This is a genomic window from Brevundimonas sp. NPDC007368, from assembly GCF_042869015.1.
Taxonomy (GTDB): domain Bacteria; phylum Pseudomonadota; class Alphaproteobacteria; order Caulobacterales; family Caulobacteraceae; genus Brevundimonas.
Map to the genome: position 1 here is coordinate 15811 of NZ_JBIAFA010000005.1, position 22139 is coordinate 37949.

The 22139-nt window shown below is 64.0% G+C and carries 16 protein-coding genes; 9 read left to right on the top strand and 7 right to left on the bottom strand.

All coding sequences use genetic code 11. From position 1 onward, the window contains the following. Positions 1-68: 68 nt before the first annotated feature. Positions 69-1052, bottom strand: coding sequence for an HNH endonuclease (locus ACFYLW_RS11515; RefSeq protein WP_390183015.1), 984 nt, complete (start codon positions 1050-1052; stop codon positions 69-71). Between the two features lie 66 nt (positions 1053-1118). On the opposite strand from ACFYLW_RS11515, the gene ACFYLW_RS11520 reads away from it, so the two are divergent. Continuing rightward, positions 1119-1520 carry a hypothetical protein gene (locus ACFYLW_RS11520; RefSeq protein WP_390183016.1) on the top strand — a complete coding sequence of 134 codons (402 nt, stop codon included), beginning with the start codon at positions 1119-1121 and terminating at the stop codon, positions 1518-1520. Between the two features lie 231 nt (positions 1521-1751). Then, on the top strand, positions 1752-2192 hold the full coding sequence (locus tag ACFYLW_RS11525) for a hypothetical protein (protein WP_390183017.1): 441 nt from the start codon (positions 1752-1754) through the stop codon (positions 2190-2192). A 34-nt stretch (positions 2193-2226) separates the two neighbouring features. On the opposite strand, the gene ACFYLW_RS11530 is transcribed toward ACFYLW_RS11525, so the two are convergent. The 4 genes from ACFYLW_RS11530 to ACFYLW_RS11545 form a co-directional block, all read right to left on the bottom strand. Next, positions 2227-3576: a hypothetical protein gene (locus ACFYLW_RS11530; protein WP_390183018.1), complete on the bottom strand. Its 1350-nt coding sequence runs from the start codon at positions 3574-3576 to the stop codon at positions 2227-2229. A gap of 454 nt (positions 3577-4030) precedes the next feature. Then, positions 4031-10126, bottom strand: a complete 6096-nt coding sequence (locus tag ACFYLW_RS11535; RefSeq protein WP_390183019.1) for a DEAD/DEAH box helicase — start codon at positions 10124-10126, stop codon at positions 4031-4033. Continuing rightward, a complete protein-coding gene (locus ACFYLW_RS11540) occupies positions 10123-13518 on the bottom strand; it encodes an STY4851/ECs_5259 family protein (RefSeq protein ID WP_390183020.1) in 3396 nt (1131 codons plus the stop codon). Before ACFYLW_RS11540 ends, ACFYLW_RS11535 begins: the two co-directional genes overlap by 4 nt. Positions 13519-13701: 183 nt before the next feature. Next, positions 13702-14331, bottom strand: a complete 630-nt coding sequence (locus ACFYLW_RS11545; protein WP_390183021.1) for a hypothetical protein — start codon at positions 14329-14331, stop codon at positions 13702-13704. Positions 14332-14405: 74 nt separating this feature from the next. Between ACFYLW_RS11545 and ACFYLW_RS11550 the strand changes: the two genes are divergently transcribed. From ACFYLW_RS11550 to ACFYLW_RS11580, 7 genes are all read left to right on the top strand, one after another. Next, the gene (locus ACFYLW_RS11550) at positions 14406-15167 is read left to right on the top strand and encodes an exonuclease domain-containing protein (RefSeq protein ID WP_390183022.1); all 762 of its coding nucleotides are present in this window, start codon (positions 14406-14408) and stop codon (positions 15165-15167) included. 11 nt (positions 15168-15178) lie between these two features. Then, entirely contained in the window at positions 15179-16150 is a 972-nt protein-coding gene (locus tag ACFYLW_RS11555; RefSeq protein WP_390183023.1) for a CsgG/HfaB family protein, read from the top strand. After that, positions 16150-16455, top strand: coding sequence for a hypothetical protein (locus ACFYLW_RS11560; RefSeq protein ID WP_181544088.1), 306 nt, complete (start codon positions 16150-16152; stop codon positions 16453-16455). The genes ACFYLW_RS11555 and ACFYLW_RS11560 overlap by 1 nt, the downstream gene beginning before the upstream one ends. Beyond that, positions 16452-16820 (top strand): DUF4810 domain-containing protein, encoded by a 369-nt coding sequence (locus tag ACFYLW_RS11565; protein WP_390183024.1) that lies wholly within the window; start codon positions 16452-16454, stop codon positions 16818-16820. Before ACFYLW_RS11560 ends, ACFYLW_RS11565 begins: the two co-directional genes overlap by 4 nt. Before the next feature lie 5 nt (positions 16821-16825). Continuing rightward, positions 16826-17500: a DUF799 domain-containing protein gene (locus ACFYLW_RS11570; RefSeq protein ID WP_390183025.1), complete on the top strand. Its 675-nt coding sequence runs from the start codon at positions 16826-16828 to the stop codon at positions 17498-17500. Positions 17501-17595: 95 nt separating this feature from the next. Beyond that, positions 17596-18282 (top strand): hypothetical protein, encoded by a 687-nt coding sequence (locus tag ACFYLW_RS11575; RefSeq protein ID WP_390183027.1) that lies wholly within the window; start codon positions 17596-17598, stop codon positions 18280-18282. Then, the gene (locus tag ACFYLW_RS11580) at positions 18279-18908 is read left to right on the top strand and encodes a hypothetical protein (protein WP_390183029.1); all 630 of its coding nucleotides are present in this window, start codon (positions 18279-18281) and stop codon (positions 18906-18908) included. The genes ACFYLW_RS11575 and ACFYLW_RS11580 overlap by 4 nt, the downstream gene beginning before the upstream one ends. Before the next feature lie 12 nt (positions 18909-18920). Here the strand turns inward: ACFYLW_RS11580 and ACFYLW_RS11585 are convergent, their stop codons facing one another. Together ACFYLW_RS11585 and ACFYLW_RS11590 are read right to left on the bottom strand one after the other, a co-directional pair. After that, a complete protein-coding gene (locus tag ACFYLW_RS11585) occupies positions 18921-21611 on the bottom strand; it encodes a UvrD-helicase domain-containing protein (protein WP_390183030.1) in 2691 nt (896 codons plus the stop codon). A 20-nt stretch (positions 21612-21631) separates the two neighbouring features. Beyond that, positions 21632-21844, bottom strand: a complete 213-nt coding sequence (locus tag ACFYLW_RS11590) for a hypothetical protein (RefSeq protein WP_390183032.1) — start codon at positions 21842-21844, stop codon at positions 21632-21634. Positions 21845-22139 lie beyond the last annotated feature (295 nt).

Sequence of the window (22139 nt, forward strand, 5' to 3'; positions counted from 1 at the left end):
ACCCAACCATTAGATCGTAAACCGGAAATAGACTGCTTTGACCGGAATAGATCGGGTTTAAGCGGGTTTTATCCGAAATGGTTAGGATAATCGGCGCGATCCGCGATCAGCGCTTTCAATTCCGCCAGCGACAGCCACGGCCGCTTGGCGTGCACCATCCGATGGCAGTTGGCGCACAGGAGGGCCAGATCGCTGACCTTGGTCGGCTGGCTCGGGTCGAGCGTTTCCAGCGGCCGGGTGTGATGGGCCTCGATGTAGGCGTCGCCGCGCGATCCGTAGGCGACGCCGAACTCGAAATCGCAGGCTTCGCACGCCAAACGCCCATGGCGCTTCAGCGCCAGCGCCTTGCGCTTCTTGACCAGACCCCGATCGCGTTCGCGATAGTGATGCAGGCGGGTCAGCACAGCGCCTTCGGCCGCCTCCGCCTCTTCATCGTCCGCCTGCGTCACAAGACCCGGGGATTGGGCGAGGGCCGCCTTGATGGCCTGGGCCACGGCGCCGAGGCGGGCGCGATCGCCGGAGAACTCGTCCCAGATCTCGACATCGCGCTGCGCCCCATTGGCCAAACCCTTGTTCCCTCGGCTTTGGTACTTCGGATCCAGCCGCTGAAAATTACTCAGCTTCATCGACACGCCGGACGGGTTGCGCAGCGTGGCGGAGGTCGCGCCGCCGGCCTGCGCCCAATAGTGGTTCAACAGCGCCGAAAGCGCTCTCACCTCCGGATGCGTTTGATCCGGGGCGGGGTGATCGAAGTAGAGATCCAACGCCAAAATCAGTTCGTCGCGCGTCCAGTTCGGATTGCGGGCGCGCGGCGCCGGGGCGTCGGCTTCCAGGATGTCTTCGGCTGAGACGTCGAACCCCGGCGCGCCGCCGTCGCAGTTTGGGCAGCGTCGCGCATGGATGTCGGAGCCGTTGGCGCCGTAGACGTGGGCGCAGGTTTGGCAGGACAAAACATAGATGCTCTGCCCGTGGTCGGTGCCGGGCCGCCCCGTGGGGCCGAGGACGACCTGGCCCCGACCGTTGACGTAGCCCGGCGTGGTGGTGACGGCCATCGATCTTCCCCCGAGCGGCGTTGACGCCCCATGCTAGCCGCCGAGTCTCACCGAACGGTATCCGCCATGCCGCACCACGTCTTCACCCGCCGAGATCTTTACGACCGCGTCTGGACCGAACCGATCCGCACCGTGGCGCTGAGGTTGGGGGTGTCCGACGTCGGCCTGGCCAAGGCCTGCCGAGTCGCCGGCGTTCCGGTCCCGCCGCGCGGCTATTGGGCCAAGCTGCAGCACGGCAAACCGACCCCGCCGCGCCCGCCCCTGCCGCCGCGCCCCGGCGGCGAGTCGGTGGTGATCGCGCCGCCGAAGAAACGCCCAGCCGTCCCGCCGCCCGAGGCGACGTCCTTTGAGGCGATCGCGGTTCCGGACGACCTGCGCCGCGCCCATCCGATCGTGCGCGGCTGGATCGCCGAGGACGCCGCGGCTTTCGCCGCGAGGGTTGGAGCGTGGCGGGGCTGGCGGATCTGAGCTCCCCGCTGGCGCAGCGCCGCCTGCGGATCACCAGCGCCCTGCTCAAGGCGCCGCCAGCGCCAGGTCGCCAGCGGCCCGGGCGGGCTGACCGTCTCGGCCAACGGCGAGACCCTGACCTTCAGTCTTTACGAGCGCAGCCACGTCCAATTTCGCGCCGCCAGCGCCGAGGAGGTGCGCTGGCGACCCGAGCGTCGAACGGTGCGCGCGACCGTTCCCGCGGGCGATCTGGTGCTGAAGATCCGCGATCCCCTCACCCGTCCGACCGAATTCAAAGAGCTCACAACGCCTTTGGAGGCTCAACTGCCGGCCATCGTCGCCGCCCTAGAAGCGGGTCTTCTTGAACTGGCCGAACGACGGCGTTGGCGGACGCGTGAGGCGGAACGGCGCGCCATCGCGGAGACAGCGCGACAGAAGCGCCGGGCCTATGGCGAGGCGCAGACGGCGCTGCAAGCCCGGCTCGTCGCCCAAGCCGAACGCCATGCGCAGGCCCAGGCGATCCGCGCCTATGTCGCGGCGGCGGACGCTTCGGCGGCGACGACCGCGGCGGACTACGCCGACTGGCGGACCTGGGCCTTGGACCAGGCCGAGGCGATGGATCCGCTTCGGAACGGCGCGGCCCCGTTCGCGCGCCTGCCGCCTTTGGAGGATTGGACGTGGGACGGGCGGTGACCGGGGGAGACGAACCGGGTGCGTCTAACAGATCTTATCCCGCGTCGGCGTCCTCAGCCGCGTCAGATCCGTCCAGCGCCGGCAGGCGACCCGTCGCCTCCTGCCACTCCAGCGGGGTCAGCGCCACCGCCCGATCGCGCTCTTCGCGCCACAGCTGCAAAGCCAGCCCCGCCGGATGCCGCCAGCTCGGGACCGGCGGCGCCGCCCGCGCCCGCGCCTCGTCGAACTCCAGCTGGGCCGACCGCGCCGACCAGGCCACGAAATCCGCGCTCAGCCGGGCGTCCTCTTCCGCCAGCCGACGCTCGACATAGGCCCTCAAACCGGGCGGGCCGGACGAGGCCCAACCGTCGATGTGGTCGAGCAGACGCTGATGGGCGGCGCGGCGATCCAGGGCCTGACTCATCAGGGCGAGGAAGGCGTCGCGTCGCTGTTCGCGTGCGTTGAAGGCCTCTCGCCGCTCGCGGCGACGCCGTTCGATCTCCGCCTGACGCCGCGCGATCTCGGCCTGACGCTCACGCTCGCACCGATAGTCGGCGTGCGCGACGGCGGCGTCCAAGACGTCCTCGATCAGCGCCTCCAGCGTGCGCGTCTGGCCGTCCGCGAAGCTGCGCCTGAGGCCCGAGTAGGCGTTGCCCTCGAGCTGGATCGACAAACGCCCCGACGGTCGATGATCATATTTCGGCCAAGGATCGGCCGAGGACGCCCAGGACCACTGGGCGCGCTCGGCCTTGCGTCGCAGCTCCGCCGGCGTCGGGACATGCGGATGCCTGTCGCTCTTCTCCTCCAGCCGGAACGGAATCTCTTGCCCGGCGACGATGAGACAGGGCCCAGAGTCGCGCGCCGCGAGCACCATGCCGCGCGCGGTCGCCGCTTGCAGAAAACGGCTGAGCCAGGCCAGGGCGCGCTCGCGGGTCGCCTCGCTGAGCACAGCCGGGATCAGCCCACGACCGCTGACCGCAAGAAACCCCATGGGCGTGGGCTTGGCCCGCTCGAGCGCTTTGCGCAACGCCCGCACCGCCGGGGGCTCGTGGGTCGAGGGCGTCCACGACGGCTGCGCCGTCGGCTTCGGCCGCGGCGCGGTCAAGGCTTCGGCGGCGGACGGGCGCGGACGAACCGCTTTGGCGATCGGCCGCGGCGGCTTGGGCGGCGGCGCGGCCAGGTCGATCACCTGATCCGCCGGCCAGGGCGCGGTCGGCAAGGCGCGCGGCGCGCCGGCCCGTCCCGCGCTCTTCTTCTGCCAATAGCCGCCCCGCGGCGTGGGCACGTCATAGCGGTCGCAGAGCGTTTTCAGGGTGGCGGCGCTCAAGCCATAGGTCGGCGCCAAGGCCGTCATCGGCTGAGCCCAGACCTGGGCGTAAAGGGCGGCGCGGGTGATCGTGGTCATAGGCGTCCTGCAAAAACGTCATATCGACGATCTGGGCCGAGAGCGAAGGCGAGAAAGCGGCTGTGTGGGGTCACGGGCGAGGTGAAAGCCCCCAAAAGCGCGCTAGGCGCTCGTCAGACGCTTGAGCAAGACCATCATCGCCCCGCCTTCAACTGCCTGTTGAGCCGCGCCGCCGTCTTTCACGCGGAGATCATCCTAGGCGAGCTCAGGCGCGACCCTAGGCAGCACCGCCTTGATCGACCAGCTTCTTTGCGAAATGGGGCGCCATCGCCGACGCGCTCTCTCTCGCAGCAGCTCATTCAGGTCCGCCTTGCGCTACAGACTGATCATCCCTTGCTAAAGTCGGCAAGACCGCGGCTTGGCCGGTTCCTCGCAGATCAGGCTCCCCATGGATTGCTGAGTTTCAAGCCAGCGACGACTAGATCCCGATGGGCAAAGCCAAACAAGTGCAAGCTCAAACCCGTCCCAAATGCGCCACGACGTAGGTCCCCCCCAACCTTCCCTTGAGCTTCACATGAGCGGAAGCCAAGGCATTGGCCTGCTGCATGGGAACTGCATGGAAGTCGAACGGCGGGCTTGCCCCCTCGCCCTCCCAAGCCCCGAAGCCCTGGTCGAACAGGATCGTCGCCTGAATGCCGTTCGCAAAGATCAGCTCCAAGACGCGTCCGTGGCGAGTCGCACCTTCGCGACTCGTGACCGACAACCCCATGCGGCGACCATAAAGGCTAATCACATCCAGACGGTCATCGGCGCGCTTCCAGTCGTTCCAAAGCCATCGCGCCGGTCGGTCCGACGCCTCGAGCGGCCTCAGATGAAGCCTCACGTCCAAGGGTTCGCCGGGACGGGGCTGCGCCAACTCTTTGAAGGTTTCGAGCGCGAGACGAACGACGAGCGGGGAGTTCAGATAACGATCGTTGTAGTTCAGCGTGACGATGGACTGTTCGGTCGGCGCGCCGACATCGACCAACAATTGACGCAGCACAGCAGCAGCTTTTTTCCCAAAGCGCGCCAGATCGCCGTCCAAGTCGTCACGCATCGTTTTGACGGCCGCGCCAGAAGCCGGTTGAAGGCGATCGAGACTGACGCCGTCGCCGGCGATCAGCGACTGAGAGGCCGTAAAGGACACCAGCGGAGCCTCTACGACTGCCCCCCAGTCCGCCCCGCCGACAAACGCTGTAGCGTCGCGGGTGGCGATGACCACCACGCCGTCAGCGCCTTCCGCTTCCGCCAGCACGGCGGCGCCATTGGGAAGACGCGCTCCATCGCCCTCTTCAAGCCGCGCGCCCCACATGTGTAAGCGATCTCGCAGCGCCAAGCGCGCAGCGCCGTCGAGCAGGCTGAACTCCGATCGGCTGATCGACAAGATGATATTCCGCTTCAACTCCGCCCAGCGTCGCGACGACCCGGCGGCGCTCCATGAGGCGAGCTCTCCCAGATCCAGCGGACCTTCGACTCTCAGCCGTACGGTATGGGCGCCGCCCGCTACGGCTCGATCGAGCGCGTCAAAGACATTTCCAACGAGACGCGATTGCGCCGAAGCGCGATCGGCGTCACGCGGGGCGGTATGCTCAGCCAGTAGCCGCACCACTTCCAGCGCGCCCTGCCGATCGAGAGCGTGCGCTTCCGCGTCGCTGAGATCGCCGACGAGGACGCAAGCCGGACACCCGTTCACGCATCCCGGCACGGTGCAGGCCAAAAGCGCGGCGGCGTCCGCGAGAAGCTCGGGGAGTCGATCGGGGGCTTGGACCGAGAACCCGGCCCCGCCGGACGATTTGTCGAACAAGAAAAGGCTGAACCGACGGCCGAAGGCTCCGACGCGCGGCTCGACAGCGAACCCCATTTCATCGGGCTCCACGCCAAGACGGCGCGCCAACGTCTCCCGTAGGGCGATAGCCAACGCCAATGCGGCCCCCTCCTCGGCGACGCCTGCGACTTGGAGTTCAAAAACATCCGTCGATATTTCATAGCCGAGCCGAAGCGATGGCTTAACGCTGAACGGATGGAGCGACCCCGGGCAATCGCCGGCGGCGTCGGCCTTCGCCAGGAGGGGGCGGTGGCGCCACACGAGACCGTCGTCATGCTCCTGCGCGACGCCGTCCGTCTTGCTGGCTGTGCTCGGTTCGGCACGTCCGCAATGAAGGCAGAGCTTATAGCCTTGCCGATCTGGACCCGCATTGCAGAAGAAGACCCGGCCATGGCGACTGGACCGCAGACGTCCCATGGCCGGGTCGATAAGCGCGGTCCATTCGACGTCGCGGATCGTCACAGCGGACGGTTCAGCCGACACATGCGTCACGACGTCAGGATCGGCGTGAGGTTCACTGAGAAGATCAGCAGCAAAGCCGGCCGGCTCGAGATACTCGGCCCATTTCAGCGACTCTGAGAGACAGGCAGGGCACTCGCTCCTGTCCCGGCTGCGCGTGGTTCCAGATTCTCCGCAGGCGCCGCAACGCCAGCGCCACAAAAGGTTCTGGATCTCTCTCACGCCATCCGGCGACGCCGGCCGGCGCCAGTTGAGCGTCACACCTGCAGAACGATGCACCAACCCGTCGACGACGACTTCCGAGCCCGGCGCATACTCTCGTATCGCTACATCGAGTTGGCGCTGAGGATAGGCGCCAAAGCGGGAGCGTTCGGCCCCGTCATCCTTGGGATGGTCGCTTCGGCACACAAAGGCGACGACGCCCGTCGGGAAACCATGGCTCGGCAGGAAGCCGCGTCCGCTCAAAACGCTCAGCAGATAGTCTTCGCACATCCGTTTGAGCTGGATCGTCAATCCACGGTTCATCGCTGTATCGTCCGACCCGCCTTGAACGCGCACGGCCTGAAGCGCAGCCCATTCCTCACGGAAGGCTTCCCGAATACGGCGAAGATCCGCTGCAGCGCGGCCGAACGCTTCCTCATCATGCTCGAGCACGGACCCGCGCACTAAACGCTCAACGGAAGCGCGATAGGCCTCTCGGGTGGACGGCTGTTCGGCGAAGTCGGCCAATAGGAGCGCGGGACAGTTGGGATCCTCCGACGCGCCTGCCGCCGCGCTGCAGCCGAAGAAGGGCCCCGCCTGCATTTTGAGCGCATTGCCGGCTTGCGCCTTGATAAAGGCGGAAAATAGCAGCGCATTGACATGTCGTTGGACAATCACTGCGCTATCAAGCGCAACACGCGGCGCGGCCACTCGGCGTTGAAGGAAACCGACGGGATCGGAAAACGCAGCGCGATCGAGCGGTCGGTCTTTGCAGAAGGTGAAGCCCAACGACACGGCCTGCTTGCGCCGACCAGCTCGACCGATCCGCTGGCGGTAGGATGCGAGCGAGGGCGGCACGTTCGTCATCATCACGTGACTGACGGAGCCGATATCGACGCCCATTTCCATCGTCGTCGAACAATTGAGGACATTGATTTCGCCGCGCTTGAACTCGGCCTCGTAGCTTCGCAGTCGATGGGGCGCTTGCTGCGCCGAATGTTCGGCGGATCGGAAATAGTCAGCAAAGAGCGCGACCCGGTCTGAGACGTCGGACCAGACGCCAGCGGAGCGCAGATCTTGGATCACCGGGTCGGCGCCGAGCCAATCCGAGACCAGCGCCCGCGCCGTTTCACGATCGGCGCCTTCGCCTCCGCCGAGGAAGGGATAAGGATGCGCCGGCAAGGTGACCTTGGTCGCGGCGCGGGGCGGCGCTTTGCGCGATTCTGCTCCATAAGGGGTCAGCCCCTTGAAGGTCGTATCCAGCAGACGTCGCGTGATCGGGCAAATATAAGCCTCGCTCACCGGCGTGATCCGCGCTCGCGTGAACTCCAACTGCCGCCCCGCCCCGCCCGCCGTCGTCATCACGCTCGCGAGCTGCAGCCAAGCTTGGTCGAGGCACTCTTGAACCGCCGCCCTGGCTTCAACATCTTCCAGGGGCACCCCGAGCCCCTGAGCGAGCAAAATTACCGGTCGGCTGAGGGTGCCCAACGCCCGATCACCTTGGCGAATGGAGGGCCAGAGCTTGTGCCAAGTCTCGACCTTGTCGTCGGCGCTTTTCACGTACTCTGCGGAGAATATATTCGGCTGAATCCAATGGCGGTCGTTCCATGGAACATTCACCGCCGCATTTTCGCGCACGAGGTAGGTCAGAATGATGTTGAGGTAATCGCGCCAATCAGCGGGCGTGCCCCCGAAGGTCGTGAAACTGCTCGGCGTCCGCACGTCTGGAATGGCGTCGACCCCCGAAAAACTCAACCGGGCGAGCCCGAGCGTCTCGATCGAGATGGCGCGCCGCGGCCGCCGGAAGAACTCCCTCAACAGCAGAAAATGAGCCAGGCTCTCAGGGTTTTCAAAGCGAGGATCTCGGCGCGACCACAGCGCGCTTAGCCAACGTTGCACTTCGGTGCGCTTGCTCAGGGCCGTCACCAGCTCCGACCAGCCCAAGCCGGCATCGGATCCGCTCAGGGCGGCGTCTCGATCCGCGACGCGCTTGTCTAGCATCGTCTGCAGGTGGGGCACGCTCGCGACCGCAGTCTTTAGGCTCGCGATCTCAGCGTCCAAATCGGTCGTATCTGGACGCTGGCTTAGTGCGTCCTGCATGGCGTGATACACGAACGAGCGCACGAAGTTGCGCTCTGACCCGACTTGGAGCTTGGCCGAAAAACGGGCCGTGCCTTGTCGACTATCGGTGAAGGACAATAGTTGTCGGCCTGCGATCGGCACGGCCTTCGCCGTGGCCGCACTCGCCGCCGACGTCGCACTGTCGAGCAGAACGGGCGTGGCGTTCTGCAGAATGAAGGGCGCGCCAAACCGGAATGGCCGGATCAGGTCGGGCCCGTTGTCGCGTGAGGCATGACAGGCGCAGCAGGACCGAGAATCGTCGGCGTCGACGCGATAGAAAGTGCGGCGGTCATCGCCTGCGCTGTCGAACACCTTCGAGTTTGCGACATCCACATGGAGCGGCCTCGCTTGCGCGAGCGGTCGAGCGAGCAAGCGATGATGAAGATCAGAGCCGTGAGGCGCTGTCCCGGCCATCTCTGCGTCATCGGATTCACGGTCGTCATGTGCGGAATCTGCGCTATCCGCTTCAAGCGCGTATTCGTCGGCCACGACCGCGCGCTTAACGCGCGCCAGAGCGCCGTCGCCGCGCTCCGCGACATCGACGAAAGGTTCTCCGCAGGCGTTGCAGAGCATCACGTCGAATGTCGGTGAGCCGCAAACGCAATGCTCCACGTCTTCAGTTGAGACGGAGCCGAACGGCCAGTCAGCCGGAATAGGTCGACGGCATGCGCTGTTCAGGCAAGTCCATAAACCCGGTATCGCCCGGTGGAAGGCATGAACGCGCAAAGGGGACAATCCCTCGCCGTCGCGCCGTGCGGAAGCGAGACCCATGGCCAAAGCTTCGGGCGCAGCGCCCGCAGCGGCGGCGATGCGCTCCACGGAAGACCAAGCGACGGGCCCCTCACGCAACTGGTTCAGCAAGGGACGCGTTGCGGGATGGCTAGCCAATGTTTGATAGGCCTCGGCGCTGGTTGGAGCGCGAAGGGCGTCGCTAAGAGAGCCTTCTGAGAGGGCAGGCAACGTCGGCCATTTCGGCTGACCTTCGATCACCGTCACCTGATCGAGTGGAACGCCCGCAACGTCGGCTAAGAACCTCTGCAGCTGGGCCTGGGAATCTGGCCCGCCGATAGTCGCCGACGTGGCTATGAAGCGAACGTCCGATGGCGACACGCCGAAGCCGAGGCATACGCGGCGAAGCAGCAACGCGATCTCCGCCGCCTGCGCCCCGACATAGCTATGCGCTTCGTCCAGCACGATATAGCGCAACTTGCCTTGGGATTGGGCGAGGATCGGGGCGTCCTCCTTCCGCAGCAGCATGTATTCCAGCATGGTGACGTTCGTCACCAGGATCGGCGGCGGACTTGCCCGCAACGTCGCGCGATCGCGAACGGCTTCAGGCCGCCCTTGCTTGAGATGAGAAGGGAGTTCGTCTGGCAACAGGCCATTGTAGAGGCAGAATCGCAGCCGTCCCTTGAACGGCGCGGTCCAATCTCGCAGTCGCTCTTCCTGGCTCGCGATCAAGGCGTTGAGCGGGTAGAGGATCACCGCCTGAACGCCTTCCAGGCCTGATCCGTCCGATTGTCGCACCAGTTCGTCAATGATCGGCACGAGGAAGCATTCGGTCTTGCCCGAGCCCGTGCCGCTGGTGACGAGAACCGATTGAGGACGGCTCGGGTCGCTCAGCTTCCGCCAGGCTGCGATTTGATGCGCATAGGGACGCCATTCGGCACGAAAACGGTAGCGGTCCGGGCGATCGTCGTCATGGCCATCCAGCGCCTCGACGGTTTCGGGGTGAAGCAAGGCGCCGGCAAGCTCAGCCATCGTTTCCTCAGCTTCAACGTAGCCAGGCGCGGCTTCGAGCACCGCATGCTGCATTACGCCGCCCTGCAGGGGATCCGTTGAAGCGAACCGCCGCCGCATCTCAGCAGCCAAGCCGACATGATTGAGCCCCGATTGGCCGATCACCGCTTCCGTCGTGCGGTGGCGCAACGCATCCAGGGTTTGGAAGATGCTGGACTCTATCATCGGGCGACCTCGGCAGGAGACGGGTGAGACAGGTGAAGAAGGCAAGCCTCATAGGCTTCAGAAAAGTGCTCGGGGTCTTCGAGCATGGCTTCGCGGATGCGCAGCCGGTGAAGCGGCAGCAACGTCACCTTGCCGGCGGCCCGAAGGGCGGCCACCAGGGGAGCCTGAACGCCCTCCCATTGGTCTTCATGGAAGCTCTGGAACCAATCCGCCAAGCTCAGAAGTTCAGCGCGCAGATCAGGGTCGGCCATGAAGCAGGAGCTTCGGCGAGGCCCCTGTTCAGAGCCGGCCATTCGGCGAATACGATCCTGGCCGACCTCCCTCGGCGAGCGCAGGGGCCGCTCGCCGCGGACGCGCAAGCCGGCCGCAGCCATCGGCGCGCGCAGATCGTCATCAAGCAAGAGAAGCTTGTCGAGCAAAGTGTTGATCTGGGCCGCTGCGGTGGCATGCGCCTTGGCCTCTTCCCAACCCAATCCCCGGAGCGCCCGCCAAGTACGTTGATATTGCTCAGCAAAGGCGTGCCGCCAGTCATCCAACGACACCAACACCCAAAGGAACGGGAGTTCCGGCTCTAACGCCCAAACACGTTCCAAAGCCTCCTCGTTGGGGCTGGAGGCGATCAAGTGCGCCAAAATGCGTGAGCGACGGCCAAGGTGTTTGAGCACATCAAAGGTCGTGGCTGGCAGGGTCGCGGCGAGCTTCGCCAGTTGATGCAGCCATTGTAGTTCGACATCCGCCGCGGCGCCCCCGCCTTCTATGGTGGCGAACGCGGCGTCGAGCGCCGGCTTGAACGACGATCGATCTTGCACGACCGCGGTTTGCAGGCGGTTGAGGTCCTGGCCGTCGATCGGGGCGCCGTGGACGAAATGGGGACGGCTGACAATCGCTTCCCCTTGGCGCAAATAGACCAACCCCGGTCCGATCAAGTCTTCCGGCAAACTGAACGGCCGCATCGCCATCGCATCGGCGACGCTCGTCGACGCCACCAACCGTCGACCATTTTCAGACAGGTCGATCAGTGATCGCCATTCGAAAGACAGCGGACGTCCGTCGCCTTCCGTCGGCTTTCTCAGACGTACAGTCCCGCGAGCGACCTCCAGGGCATGCTCATATCGCCTGACACGGAGAGCGGGCCCGTTCGGCTCAAAAGCGACGCGCACCTCGGCGTCGAGATCGCCGGACGCCTCCATCAACGCCGCGATCCTGTCTCTTAGCGACCAGAGCGAGCACTCGTCGTCAAAGACCTGATGGTAGACGGTTCGATTATCACGATCGGTGGTTTCGATCGCAAGTTTGCCTTTTCCGCGCGCGAACGCCCGCGCGCCACGGAGTTGTTTAAGGGTCAGAACCGCGTCGCCGCCCAACACCGACCCGTTTGCGCCCACGAGAGCGCCGTCGCCCAACGGAAAGCGCGTTGTCACTTTGGCCGACCGCCCCTCAGGCGAGATCAACTGCAGATCAATCGCGTTTTGGCGATCAATCGACCACTTCACCCGCACGCCGCGTTCGAGGCGCTCCACGCCGTAGGCGTGGGACCCTTCAAGCTCGAGCCTCCAGCCCTCTGCGCCTTCCAGCCAAAACTCCGCAGCGCCCTGGGCGCCGGCGCGACCGCGCACCTGCAGATCCGGCGGGAGAACGATCAGACGCCGACGGTCCCGCGCCGTTCGGGTTTCGCTGGCGCGCCAAACCACTTCGATCCGCCCAAAGCCAAGCCGCTCACGCTTAAGGTCGCGCCAGGGCTGCTCGCCTTCATAGCGCCACATCACCTGTCCGAATCCGAACGCGTTCTTAGCTACACCGGAAAGCAACGAGACGGCGGGCGCCCCGCGAAAAACCGGGCGGCCCGCAACACAGGCCACGCCCCGGTATGGTTCGCCTGCGAAATCGAGAGACTCGGCTTTTCCCGCGGCCGTATTCGGCTCGTAGAAAAAAGCCAGATCATCGTCCGGCCCGCTCACATAGGCAGGCTCGCACAAGCAAAACAGGCGATGCGCTTGATCCTCCCATAGGCAGGGGAGCGCCATTCCCTCTAGAGTTTTCGCCTCATGGTCCGCCGGCGCCCAAACATAGATGGCGCGATTTCGCGCCCGTTGGGATCCGCCGCCTAACAAGGAGAGTGTTTCGGCCGAACCCGCTTCAAGATCCTGATCGTCGATAAAGGCTAAGACTTCGCCGTGAAGCGGCTGACCCGCAGTGGACCAGTTAAAGGCCGCAACGCGCTGCCCGTCCGAGCGTAGCTCAACTTCCACCGGCGATGAAAAAGCGTAGTTGCGCAGAGGACGACGCGGTGCGGCAGGGCGCGGTCGCGCGACCCAGGCGCCGTCTTCTCCAGGAGGGTCGAGCAGCGCCAACTCCCCCGCCAGCCGGTCCCCCAGATCACCGATCGCGTAGAGACGCAATCTCGACGACATCGCGCGCACGGCAGCTGGCACGCGGATTTCGCCGTCGAAGGCGAGTTTCAGAGCCGGCGTCCAAACACCGTCGCGGCGCACCAACATACGCCAGCATCGGGCCCCGCTGCCGCCCAGCCGGTCCAAACTTTGACTGACGAGCTCATCAATCAGCTTACTGGCGCCTTCGCCCTCCAAGGCGATGGGCAGTTCGTCCTTCCAGCCTTCTCGTCGCGCATCTAACCAAGCCGAGGTCGAAACACCTGCGGTCGTCGCCTCATGCGAAGCGCTCGCCCGCAGGTCGACGATCGCCAGGGCTAACTCCGCAAGCAAGGTGAAGAATTCAGGCTTGCGAAAGGTCTGTGGAATGGCGGGTTCTGCAACCGCCAATTCAACCGTCGCCTCTAAGCCTTGATCGCCGAGGACGGCAGCGCGGGCTATTAGACGTCGAAGAGCGCCCGAGAGCCAACCCTGCTCTCTCGAGTCCAGCAACCGCGTGGGAAAGCCGCCCTCCAACGCCAAGGACATCAATCGCTGTTCGCCATGATCCGTGCGATGGGTGCTGCGTCCCCACCACTTCAATCCTCGGCGAGCGAGCCGCGCCGTAATCTCGGGCGCGACCCCGCCGATGCTCTCAAGCAAAGCTTCCCAGCGATAGGCGCCGCCTTCAAATTCGCGGCGATACCATTCAGCCGCGTATAGAGCGAAGGCTGCAGCGTCGCGATCGTCGGCGTGTTCGATCGCCTTTACACGCGTCATTTGCAGGAGATGACGGCGAAGTCGCTCCCACTCGCTGATGGTCACGCGATAACGATAGAGGGGACGGCCGTCAGCCCGCGGGAGCTGGCGGGCGCCTAAAACCGCCAAGGCTGGATGCTGGGTTTCAATCGGCTGAACTTTCCGTGCAGCCACCAGCGCACGTGCGACTTCCGCCAGCAGGTCAAATCCAGCGTCGCAGGAACGCGTCTTAAGCTCGGCGCTCAAGCCCTCCAGGACGCCCACGTCCCCGTCTTGCTGTTCGTAGATCTGGCGAAGCTCGCTAATCGATGCTCGCCTAATCCCAGTAAGCTTACCCTGCCCCGACACCTTCGCCCCCCCCCAGACTCAGGCTCACCTCAACCGGCAACACTTGCCATCAGGTGAACACCGTTCAACAAATAAGTGAACTCGCTCGATCAGAGGCGGTCACAGGTCATCAAAGGGTTCGAACGCCCAATGGTACTTGCTCCTTCGCTCGGGGCGGTCGGGCCATAATCGCGCTCTGAACAGCGCACCTGTGCCCTCCTCCACGGTCACCACAGCAATGTCCGCCGCCCCGTAGCGCTCATCCGGACGGCCCCGACTCCGAAACTTTCCAGGGATCGCCTTCTCTTCGTCGCGTAGGATGACGACGGCGGGATGGATGAGCAGTCGTCTGATTACGTCATCGACGCCGAGGCCCTCGTTCTTGTCGATCCAGTCCTGGACCTCCCATACAGGGTCTTGATGCTCGAAGGTTACGGCCCGCGTCCATGCCTGCACCTTCTTGCTCGTTGGCTGATCGTCTGTCAGCAGGGCCTCTCGCAAATCACGGGCACGCTGGCTCAGCACGCGGCTGCCCCAGATGCTGGCGCCGTCCCGCCCTTGGCAGGCGATCCGATTGGTCGCAAAGCGAATGGCGCTGTTGAAGGCAACGTGGCGATCCGCCGGCAAGGTCCCTGGAAGACTGGCATGATAGAAGGCGCAGGTGATGAAGTTGCGGATAGATCCGAGACCGCAGCGCCCCAACCCCAAGGCCCGACATCGCGCCACGATCTCCGTTTCCAAATCCGACATATCGCCCCCTATCACGACCGATTCTGACGGAAAGCTCGGCCATACGTGACCCGGTAGCAAGAGGGAGGCGCCGCATGCGGTTCAGGGTCATTGATATCGAAACCAGCGGCGGCTCTCCCTCCGAGATTATCGAAATCGCCGCCGTCGACGTCGTTGCACGCCTCGGCGGCTGGACCGCGGAGCCGCCGCGCATCCAACGCTACAAGCCCGTTGGCGCGATCTCCTTTCACGCAATGGCGATCCACCATCTCACGCCGGCCGAACTCGCCGACGCTCCGTTGTGCACCCATGCAGCGTTAGCCGCCTTCCTGGATAAAGGACCTGCGGCGGACATCCTTGTGGCCCACAACGCCGCCTTCGAAGCCCGCCATATTCCAGCCGACGTCTCGGGCGCCCGTCCTTGGCTTTGCACCGTCAAAGCCGCGCGATGCGCGTGGCCTGACGCGCCCGGATATGCGAACCAAGTCCTTCGATATTGGCGAAATCTCGATCTCGCACCCGACCTAGCCATGCCCGCTCATCGCGCTGGACCGGACGCTTGGGTCACCGCCCACCTTCTCATCGACCTTCTAAAATCGGCCTCTGTCGAGCGCTTGATGGCGTGGAACAGGGATGAACCCGACCCCATGCAAGTGCCGTTCGGCAAACATCGCGGCAAGGCCTGGTCGGAGACGCCAATCGACTATCTCCAATGGCTGACGGCGCAGGCAGACATGTCTGACACGGTGCGCACCCTTGCCCTGGCGGAACTAGCGCGTCGTAACGCCACCTGCCCTAGGTCGAACCCGCAACCAACATCGCCCGCCCCAGGCGCCTGCCGATCGGGGCTAGCTTAACGGTGCGCGACATGGCAAGGCACATTTCATCTATCAGGGGCATTTCAATGCTAAACTATCAAAGAGTTTCCGTCGCTTGTGCGGCCATAGCTCTATGCGCCACGCTGGCGCTCCCGCCGGCGGCAACCGCCCAATCCGCAACAGCCACCGCGGCGACAGAGCAACGTCCGAGTTTGAAGCGACGGGTGGCCGTCGGACGTTTCACCAACAGCACGCCCTACGGACGCCTTCTTCTTAACCCGGGCCAGCCCGACCCCATCGCCACACAGGCCAGCGACATGCTGACCAACACTCTTGTCGGATCCGGTCACTTCTTCGTCTTTGAGCGCGGCGACCTAGAGGCCCTGAACGCCGAACGGGCGATGTCCTCGTCGGATGCGGCCAAATTGGTCGGCGTCGACGCCCTGTTGCTTGGCTCGATCACCCAGCTGGGACGACGTAACGAAGGCAAGCAGGGCTTCCTCAACTCGCAACGTCGTCAGGCCGTTAACGCCACGGTCGAAATCCGCCTCGTCGATGTGCGGACGGGCCAAGTCTTCTTCACCGCCTCTGGCGCCGGCGAAGCGACCACCGAAACCGGCGAAGTCGCGGGCTTCGGCACGCGCGCGGGCTATGATTCCACCTTGAACGACCGCGCCATCGCCGCAGCGATCGCAGACACGATGACCAGCGTCATCAACCAACTGCAGCAACGCGCCTGGTTCACGGACATCCTGCGCGTGTCCGGCGACACGGTCTTCGTCAGCGGCGGCCAAAGCCAAGGCTTGCGCGTCGGCGATCGTTTTAGGGTCGAAACGCCCGGCGAAGTGGTCGTCAGCGGCCAGTCTGGCCTGCCGATCACCCTGCCCGGATCCCGCATCGCTGAAATCGAACTAACCGGTTTCTTTGGCGCCACGCCTGAGACCGAAGGATCCACCGCCCGGGTGATCGAGGGACATCTTCCTGCCGACACCCACGGGCTGCGCGTGATGGAGAACCGATAATGAACTCGAAGCTTTTCGCTGCCGCCCTTCTGTGCGCGATACCCGTGACGGGGTGCGTGCAGAATTACGCCGAGCGCGAAATCGTACAAGGAGCTGCGGCGGCCGCCGTCATCTTCCCCAATGCACCGCAAGAGGCTCGTATCCTGATCGACGGTCGAGACCTCGGCGCAGTGGGCCAACATCCCAATGGCGTCGCTCTGCCCTCAGGACGTCATGACATCGTTCTCGCACTTGGCGAGCGACAGCTGCACAAACAAGCCGTCTACGCATCGGCCGGCGCCCGCATCGAGGTCCGCATTCCATGATCCGTAAGTTTCTCATCGTCGCCGCGGCCGGCGCGGTCCTAACCGTGGCAGCCTGCGCGCCTGCCACACGGTTTGAATGGGGCGCTTACGAACAAGCGCTGTACGCCTACACGCAGAACCCCGAGAGCCGCAGCGTCTACAAGACCTCCCTTGAACAGGCCATTGACCGGGGTCAGAAGCGCAACGCGGTCGCGCCGGGTCTGCATGCGGAACTCGGCTACCTCTACCTCGAAGAGGGGGAGCGCGCCGCAGCGCTTCAACACTTCCAGCTGGAGCGCGCCCTGTTTCCCGAGTCCGCCCGCTTCATGGACCGGGTGATCAACCAGATTGAGCCGTCGAAGGCGGTCGCCGGAGGCCAGAACTAATGCGCATGCGATCCCAGCTGATCCTCGCCGCCGCCCTCGCGGCGCCACTAGCCACAGCAGCCTGTGTGACGGTGCCATCTCCGAAACCCTACGCCGCCTTCCGCGCCGAGAACCCGCGCAGCGTCCTCGTCGTCCCGGCGTTGAACTCGACAGTCAATGTCGATGCGGCAGACTATTTCGTGTCGACCATCTCCCGCCCCGTCGCTGAGCGCGGCTACTACGTCTTCCCGGCGCACATGGTGAAGCGGGTGCTCGACGACGAAGGCCTGTCTGACGCCGGCCTGGTGCACCAAGCTGATGCCTCGCGGTTCGCGCCGCTGTTCGGTTGCGACACGGTGATGTTCGTCGAAATCAAGAAGTGGGAGTCGCAGTACATCGTCATCTCGACCTCCACCAATGTGGAATTCGATTACATCTTGAAGAGCTGCCGAACAGGCCAGACCCTGTGGTCGAGCACCCAGGCCATGACGTACAGCCCCCAAGCTTCCAGCTCTGGCAACCCTCTGGCGGACCTGCTCGCCCAGGCCATCATCTCGGCGATTGAGAAGGCCAAGCCCAACTACATCCCCCTCACCCAGCAAGCCAATCTGCTGGCCACCCACACCCTGGGACAAGGGCTACCCGCCGGCCCCTATCTGCCGACCCAATACGGAAGCGATCAGAAACAGTTCCCCGACTAATCATCAGAGCCGCCACAAAAGGTGGCGGCTCACTTTTCGAATGTCGGCGATGAGGTTGGATTCATTGTCGTTCGCTTGGCTGCAGTCGCTCGACCATGATCCATGCCTTCAATCAAAAGAACGTCCGTCGCCTTCTCGTTCGCAGCCGGGCCGAGCACGGGCTTGAAAAGACCGAGGACGCCGTCACCTCCATGGTCTTCTCGCCGCTCGACTTCATGAGCGCCGCCGACGCGCTCGAAGCACTGTGCACCGTCACCCTTCATGATCGGGTTGAATTGAGCGGCCGGCGCCTTCTTCGGCACGACCTTCAGCTTTGGCCGAGCGGCCTGACAGCCAAGGCCTGGAACGATGACGGCCATAGTCGATGCGAGCCCGATCTGCTGGCCAAGTTCGAGTTCGCCGACGGACCGGATCTCGTCTTCATCGGCGAGATGAAATGGGATTGGCGCATGCCCAAGGATGCCTTAGCCGCCGAACTACGGCGTGAGCGCGAGGCGGTACGACGGCTCCACCCCCGAGCCGACCTCGTGCTGTTCGTGATCTCAAAACACCGGCTCCCCACCACGGTAGCTGGCGCCTCTACGGCTACATGGACCGATGTCGCCGGGCGCCTTTTAGCCTCAGAGCGCTCTGCCTTGCCGAGCGCTGTTTCGCGCTGGGCCGGACTCGTCCGCACCTTTCTCAAAAAGGCTGACCAAACCGCCTTCTCCGGTTTGCCCACGCCGCCGCCGGTTCGCCCCGCATGGCTGACTCGGCCAATTTTTAGAAGAATACTCGAATGACGACCTCGCCTCTGTTCGCCGCCGCCGGCTATCTCGAGGCCGTCTGGCGCGAGCTCGACCATCTCGCGATTGCCATCCCCGAAGCGCTTCGTCCGTTCGGCGTAAATGCCGAGAGCCCACGATCCGAGAGGCACACTGATGACTACAGCTCTCGGCGCCTTGCCTATTTTTACACCTTGTGGGGGATCGTTCCGCGGCAAAGAATGTCTTCGGATTTGGTGCTGTATCTCGATCTGCATCGCGGCGAATTGAACCAACCTTCGCTTTGGCCCTTTGCACAAACCCCGCTGCTTGTGGTCGCCTATGCCGCAAGAGACGGCTGGGACCTGGCGCAGCTGGAGTTCGACATCGACGGCCGCTTCGTCGATGATGATGCGCAAGAGCAATTGCGCCCTGATCCCGAGTCCGATGGACGCCTCATTGTATGGGAAGGATCTGGGCCAGTGGACGCGCCGCTCCTGCGACGTGACTGGCTGTTCGGCTTGCCCGTGGAGAGCCTAACGGATCCTGACGCCGTCGATCGCGAGCTTATCCAACCTCTAGCCGGCCTTCTGAAGCGCGGCCTATCTCCGCGCGAGGCGTTCCATGAGGCACGGACCACGGTCGTCTGGCCACAACCGCATTAAACGTCCGCGGGCCTAGGCCGCTGGCCCGCTAGTTCGGCAGATCGGAAACGCTGAACACCCGGCAAACGCGCCGTGCTTTCCGTGGACGAGACGCATCCGGCCCGTCCCACACGTCGGGCAGGCGCTCTCAAGCGCCACGGGCGTGGCGAGCCGGACTCCGGGCGTCTGATCGGCCTGTTCGATCGGACGTTTGAAATTGCAGCGCGGATAGGTGGTGCAAGCGTGGAACGGCGCATAGCCGGAGGTCACGCGCCTGACGACGCCGATCTGACATTTCGGGCAGGTTTCTAGCGCCTCGCCGTCGACCGGTTCGACGACAAGCTGTCCTCTCGACACGAGTTCGGTGACAAATCGCGATGGCTTGCTCAGAGACGTATAGAGGCGGACTTGTCGGCTGGCGCGCGTCAGCGCCACATAGAAAAGGCGGCGTTCCTCCGCCGCCGCAAACGTCTCCGCGCTCGGCATCGCCAGCTGCAGCACGGGATCGTCCTCGATCTGGCTGGGGAAGCCGCGCCGATCTTCGATCAGGTTCAAGACGTAAACGTACTCAGCCTCCAGCCCTTTCGAGGCGTGCACGGTTTTGAAGTCGATATCCAGGTGGTCGGCGAACGTCTGACGCCAATGCGACAGTCGCTTGGGACGATCATTTTTGTATCGCCCTAGAAACAAGACAGCGAGCCGCCCGCCCTTCCCGGCCGGGATCTTCTCTTGCGCCAAGAGCACAGCCATATGGCTAAGCTGCTGTTCGATATGATCGTCGACGTGGGCCGGGTTGACGAAGCCGAAGCCTTGGAGGGGACGGTTGTCGAAAGCGCTGACCGAGCGAACCGTCTTCTTGAGCTGCTTGGGATTGGCTTGAACAAATTCGCTGGAGATGTCGCACAGCGCTTGCGGGCATCGGAAGGTCGTCGCCAGTTGCAGACTTGTGGCGTGGCTGAAGAAGGACCCGAACTCTGACATGACGCGCAGATCCGCGCCCGCGAAGCGGTTGATCCCTTGCCAGTCGTCGCCCACCACCGTCAGGTGCACATCCTCCGACTGGCGCCTCAGAACCTGAAGAAGGCGGACGCGCGCTCGCGAACTATCCTGAAATTCATCAGCGAGAATGACGGTGAAAGGACTGGCATAGCGGCTGGCCTCGATATGATCAGCGGCCAGCCGAAGCATGTCTTCAAAGTCGATATAGCCGCCATCGCGCAGACGGTCTTCCCAAGCCTGCGCGACGCGCGCGTAGAGTTTCAGGAACAGGCGCAGTCGATGGTCATGGCCCATGACGCCCTGCGCCTCGGCGGCCTGTTCGAGCTGGTGTTGGGACAGACCGTTGCTCTTCACATGCTGCAGGAACACCCGCAGCGTGGACGCCAGCTGCTTGTCGGTCATTGGCGGCGGCCCCGCCGCCTTGCGATCCGCTCGGAAGTCGAGCGTGACGCCACGCTCGGTCAGCGCCGCCTCGAGGTTTCGCAATGCGTCATTCGATCGGATCTCAGCCGAGGTCGTTTCAAACAGCGCCGTGCCTCTTTGGGCATGCAGCGCCCGCTTCCAATGCACGCCCGCGACGTAATCGCCTGCGAAATGCGGGGGAGCAGCGCCGTCTGCATCCAGCGCGAAATGCTCGTGATAGAGATCCACGTCTGGATAGTAGAAGTCCGGGTGGTACTGCCCGTGCTGCTCGTCGGCGGTGTCGTGCTCGTAGGGGCGCTCGTAAGCGTAGTTGACGCCGTTGTAGAAGAGCCAGTCGGCGATGAGCCGTTCTTCTTTGCTTTTGACGACCTTGCCGTCGACCGTGCGAAACCCCCGGCGCGCGCCATCAAAGGCTTCAGGATCGGCCCGCTCGCCGAGGCCACCGACATCGCGTCCGTAGACGGTTCGAAACAGATCCCAATCCTGTTTGAATTGTGGATCGCGTGCGGACAGCGCACGCGCGATGTCCGCAACGGCGGCGACATCCTCGCCATGACGACGATCTTCTGACACCCAGGGCGCCAGCTTAGGCCTTTTGCCGGTCGCCTCACCGATGACCGCTAGGCCAAAGGCGGCGAAGGTCTTGGCGGTGACCCCGTCGATGTGGGGGAAGGTCTTCAGCCGCTCGCGGATGCGCTGGCCCAATTCGTCCGCCGCATCGCGATTGAAGGCCAAGAGAAGTATTTGATCCGGCCTGGCGAGGCCCTGTTGCAGTACATAACCGGTCTTGGCGACCATCGTCGACGTCTTGCCCGAGCCCGCCGCGGCGACGACCAGGAGGTTGTCGTCCATGCATACGCACGCGGCGATTTGTTCGTCGGTGAGCGGACTCTTCTCCACCGTGTCAAAGAAGGATTTTAACTCGACCTTGCGTCGTTCGAGGATCGCTTGGTTGTGCAGGTCGAACTTTACGGTCGACCGATGCGGATCGGGCAGCCCGTCCCTCTGGGCGCGCAGGCTCTCCACAAAGCGCGATGGGGCAAAGCCCTGCTGAGGTACCGGATGTTTGCTTAAGAACCGCCGCGCAGCGCTCGCAGGGATCCATCCCGCTTGGCCGAACTGGGTCGCAAACAGACCGTCCCATGACTCGCGTTGCCGCTGGCGCTGAGCTTCAAGCTCCTGCGCCGTTGGCCCAGGCGGTGGTGCGGGCGGCGAAAACTTGGGCTTCTTTCCCTTAGAGCCTTTGAGCAAACCTTCGCCGAGTGCGAGGCCTACCGCGCCGATAACAATCCATTCCAGCACTCAGATTCAGCCCCGAACCCTTAGTCGTTGAACCAGCCGCCCGCCGTTAGCCAACCGCCATCTCCGAGGTAAGCGGCCCCCCCGCCCCCCCCCGTAAGGGCATCGTAAATGTCGCCCATAGAGGTGTCTCCTTTCTCGACCTCCGGCTTCTTCTTCGACGACGATCCGATGCGAACAAGAAACTTCTCGATGTCCGCTGTGTCGGATCTAAACGCATCGGCGAATTCGATCATGTGCGCGATCAAGTTTATGCCTGACTCATTAAGCGAATGACGAACATGCAACGATCCGTCCGAGATGGACAAAGGCTTGTCCAGCTCCTCCCGACTCGTTCCCCCCTCGGAGAAAGCGACATCGAATCCGTTTGTCCGAACCAAGACGTGGCAAACGTGTGATGTGTTGGAGAGTGAATATCCCACTTTGAACTGGCGACTGGCTACGCTTCGCCGTCTCCAACCGGTTGCGGCAAGATGGCGGGGCACATCGTAGACCGCGACTGGCCCCCTTTTGATGGGCACGTTTATGTCG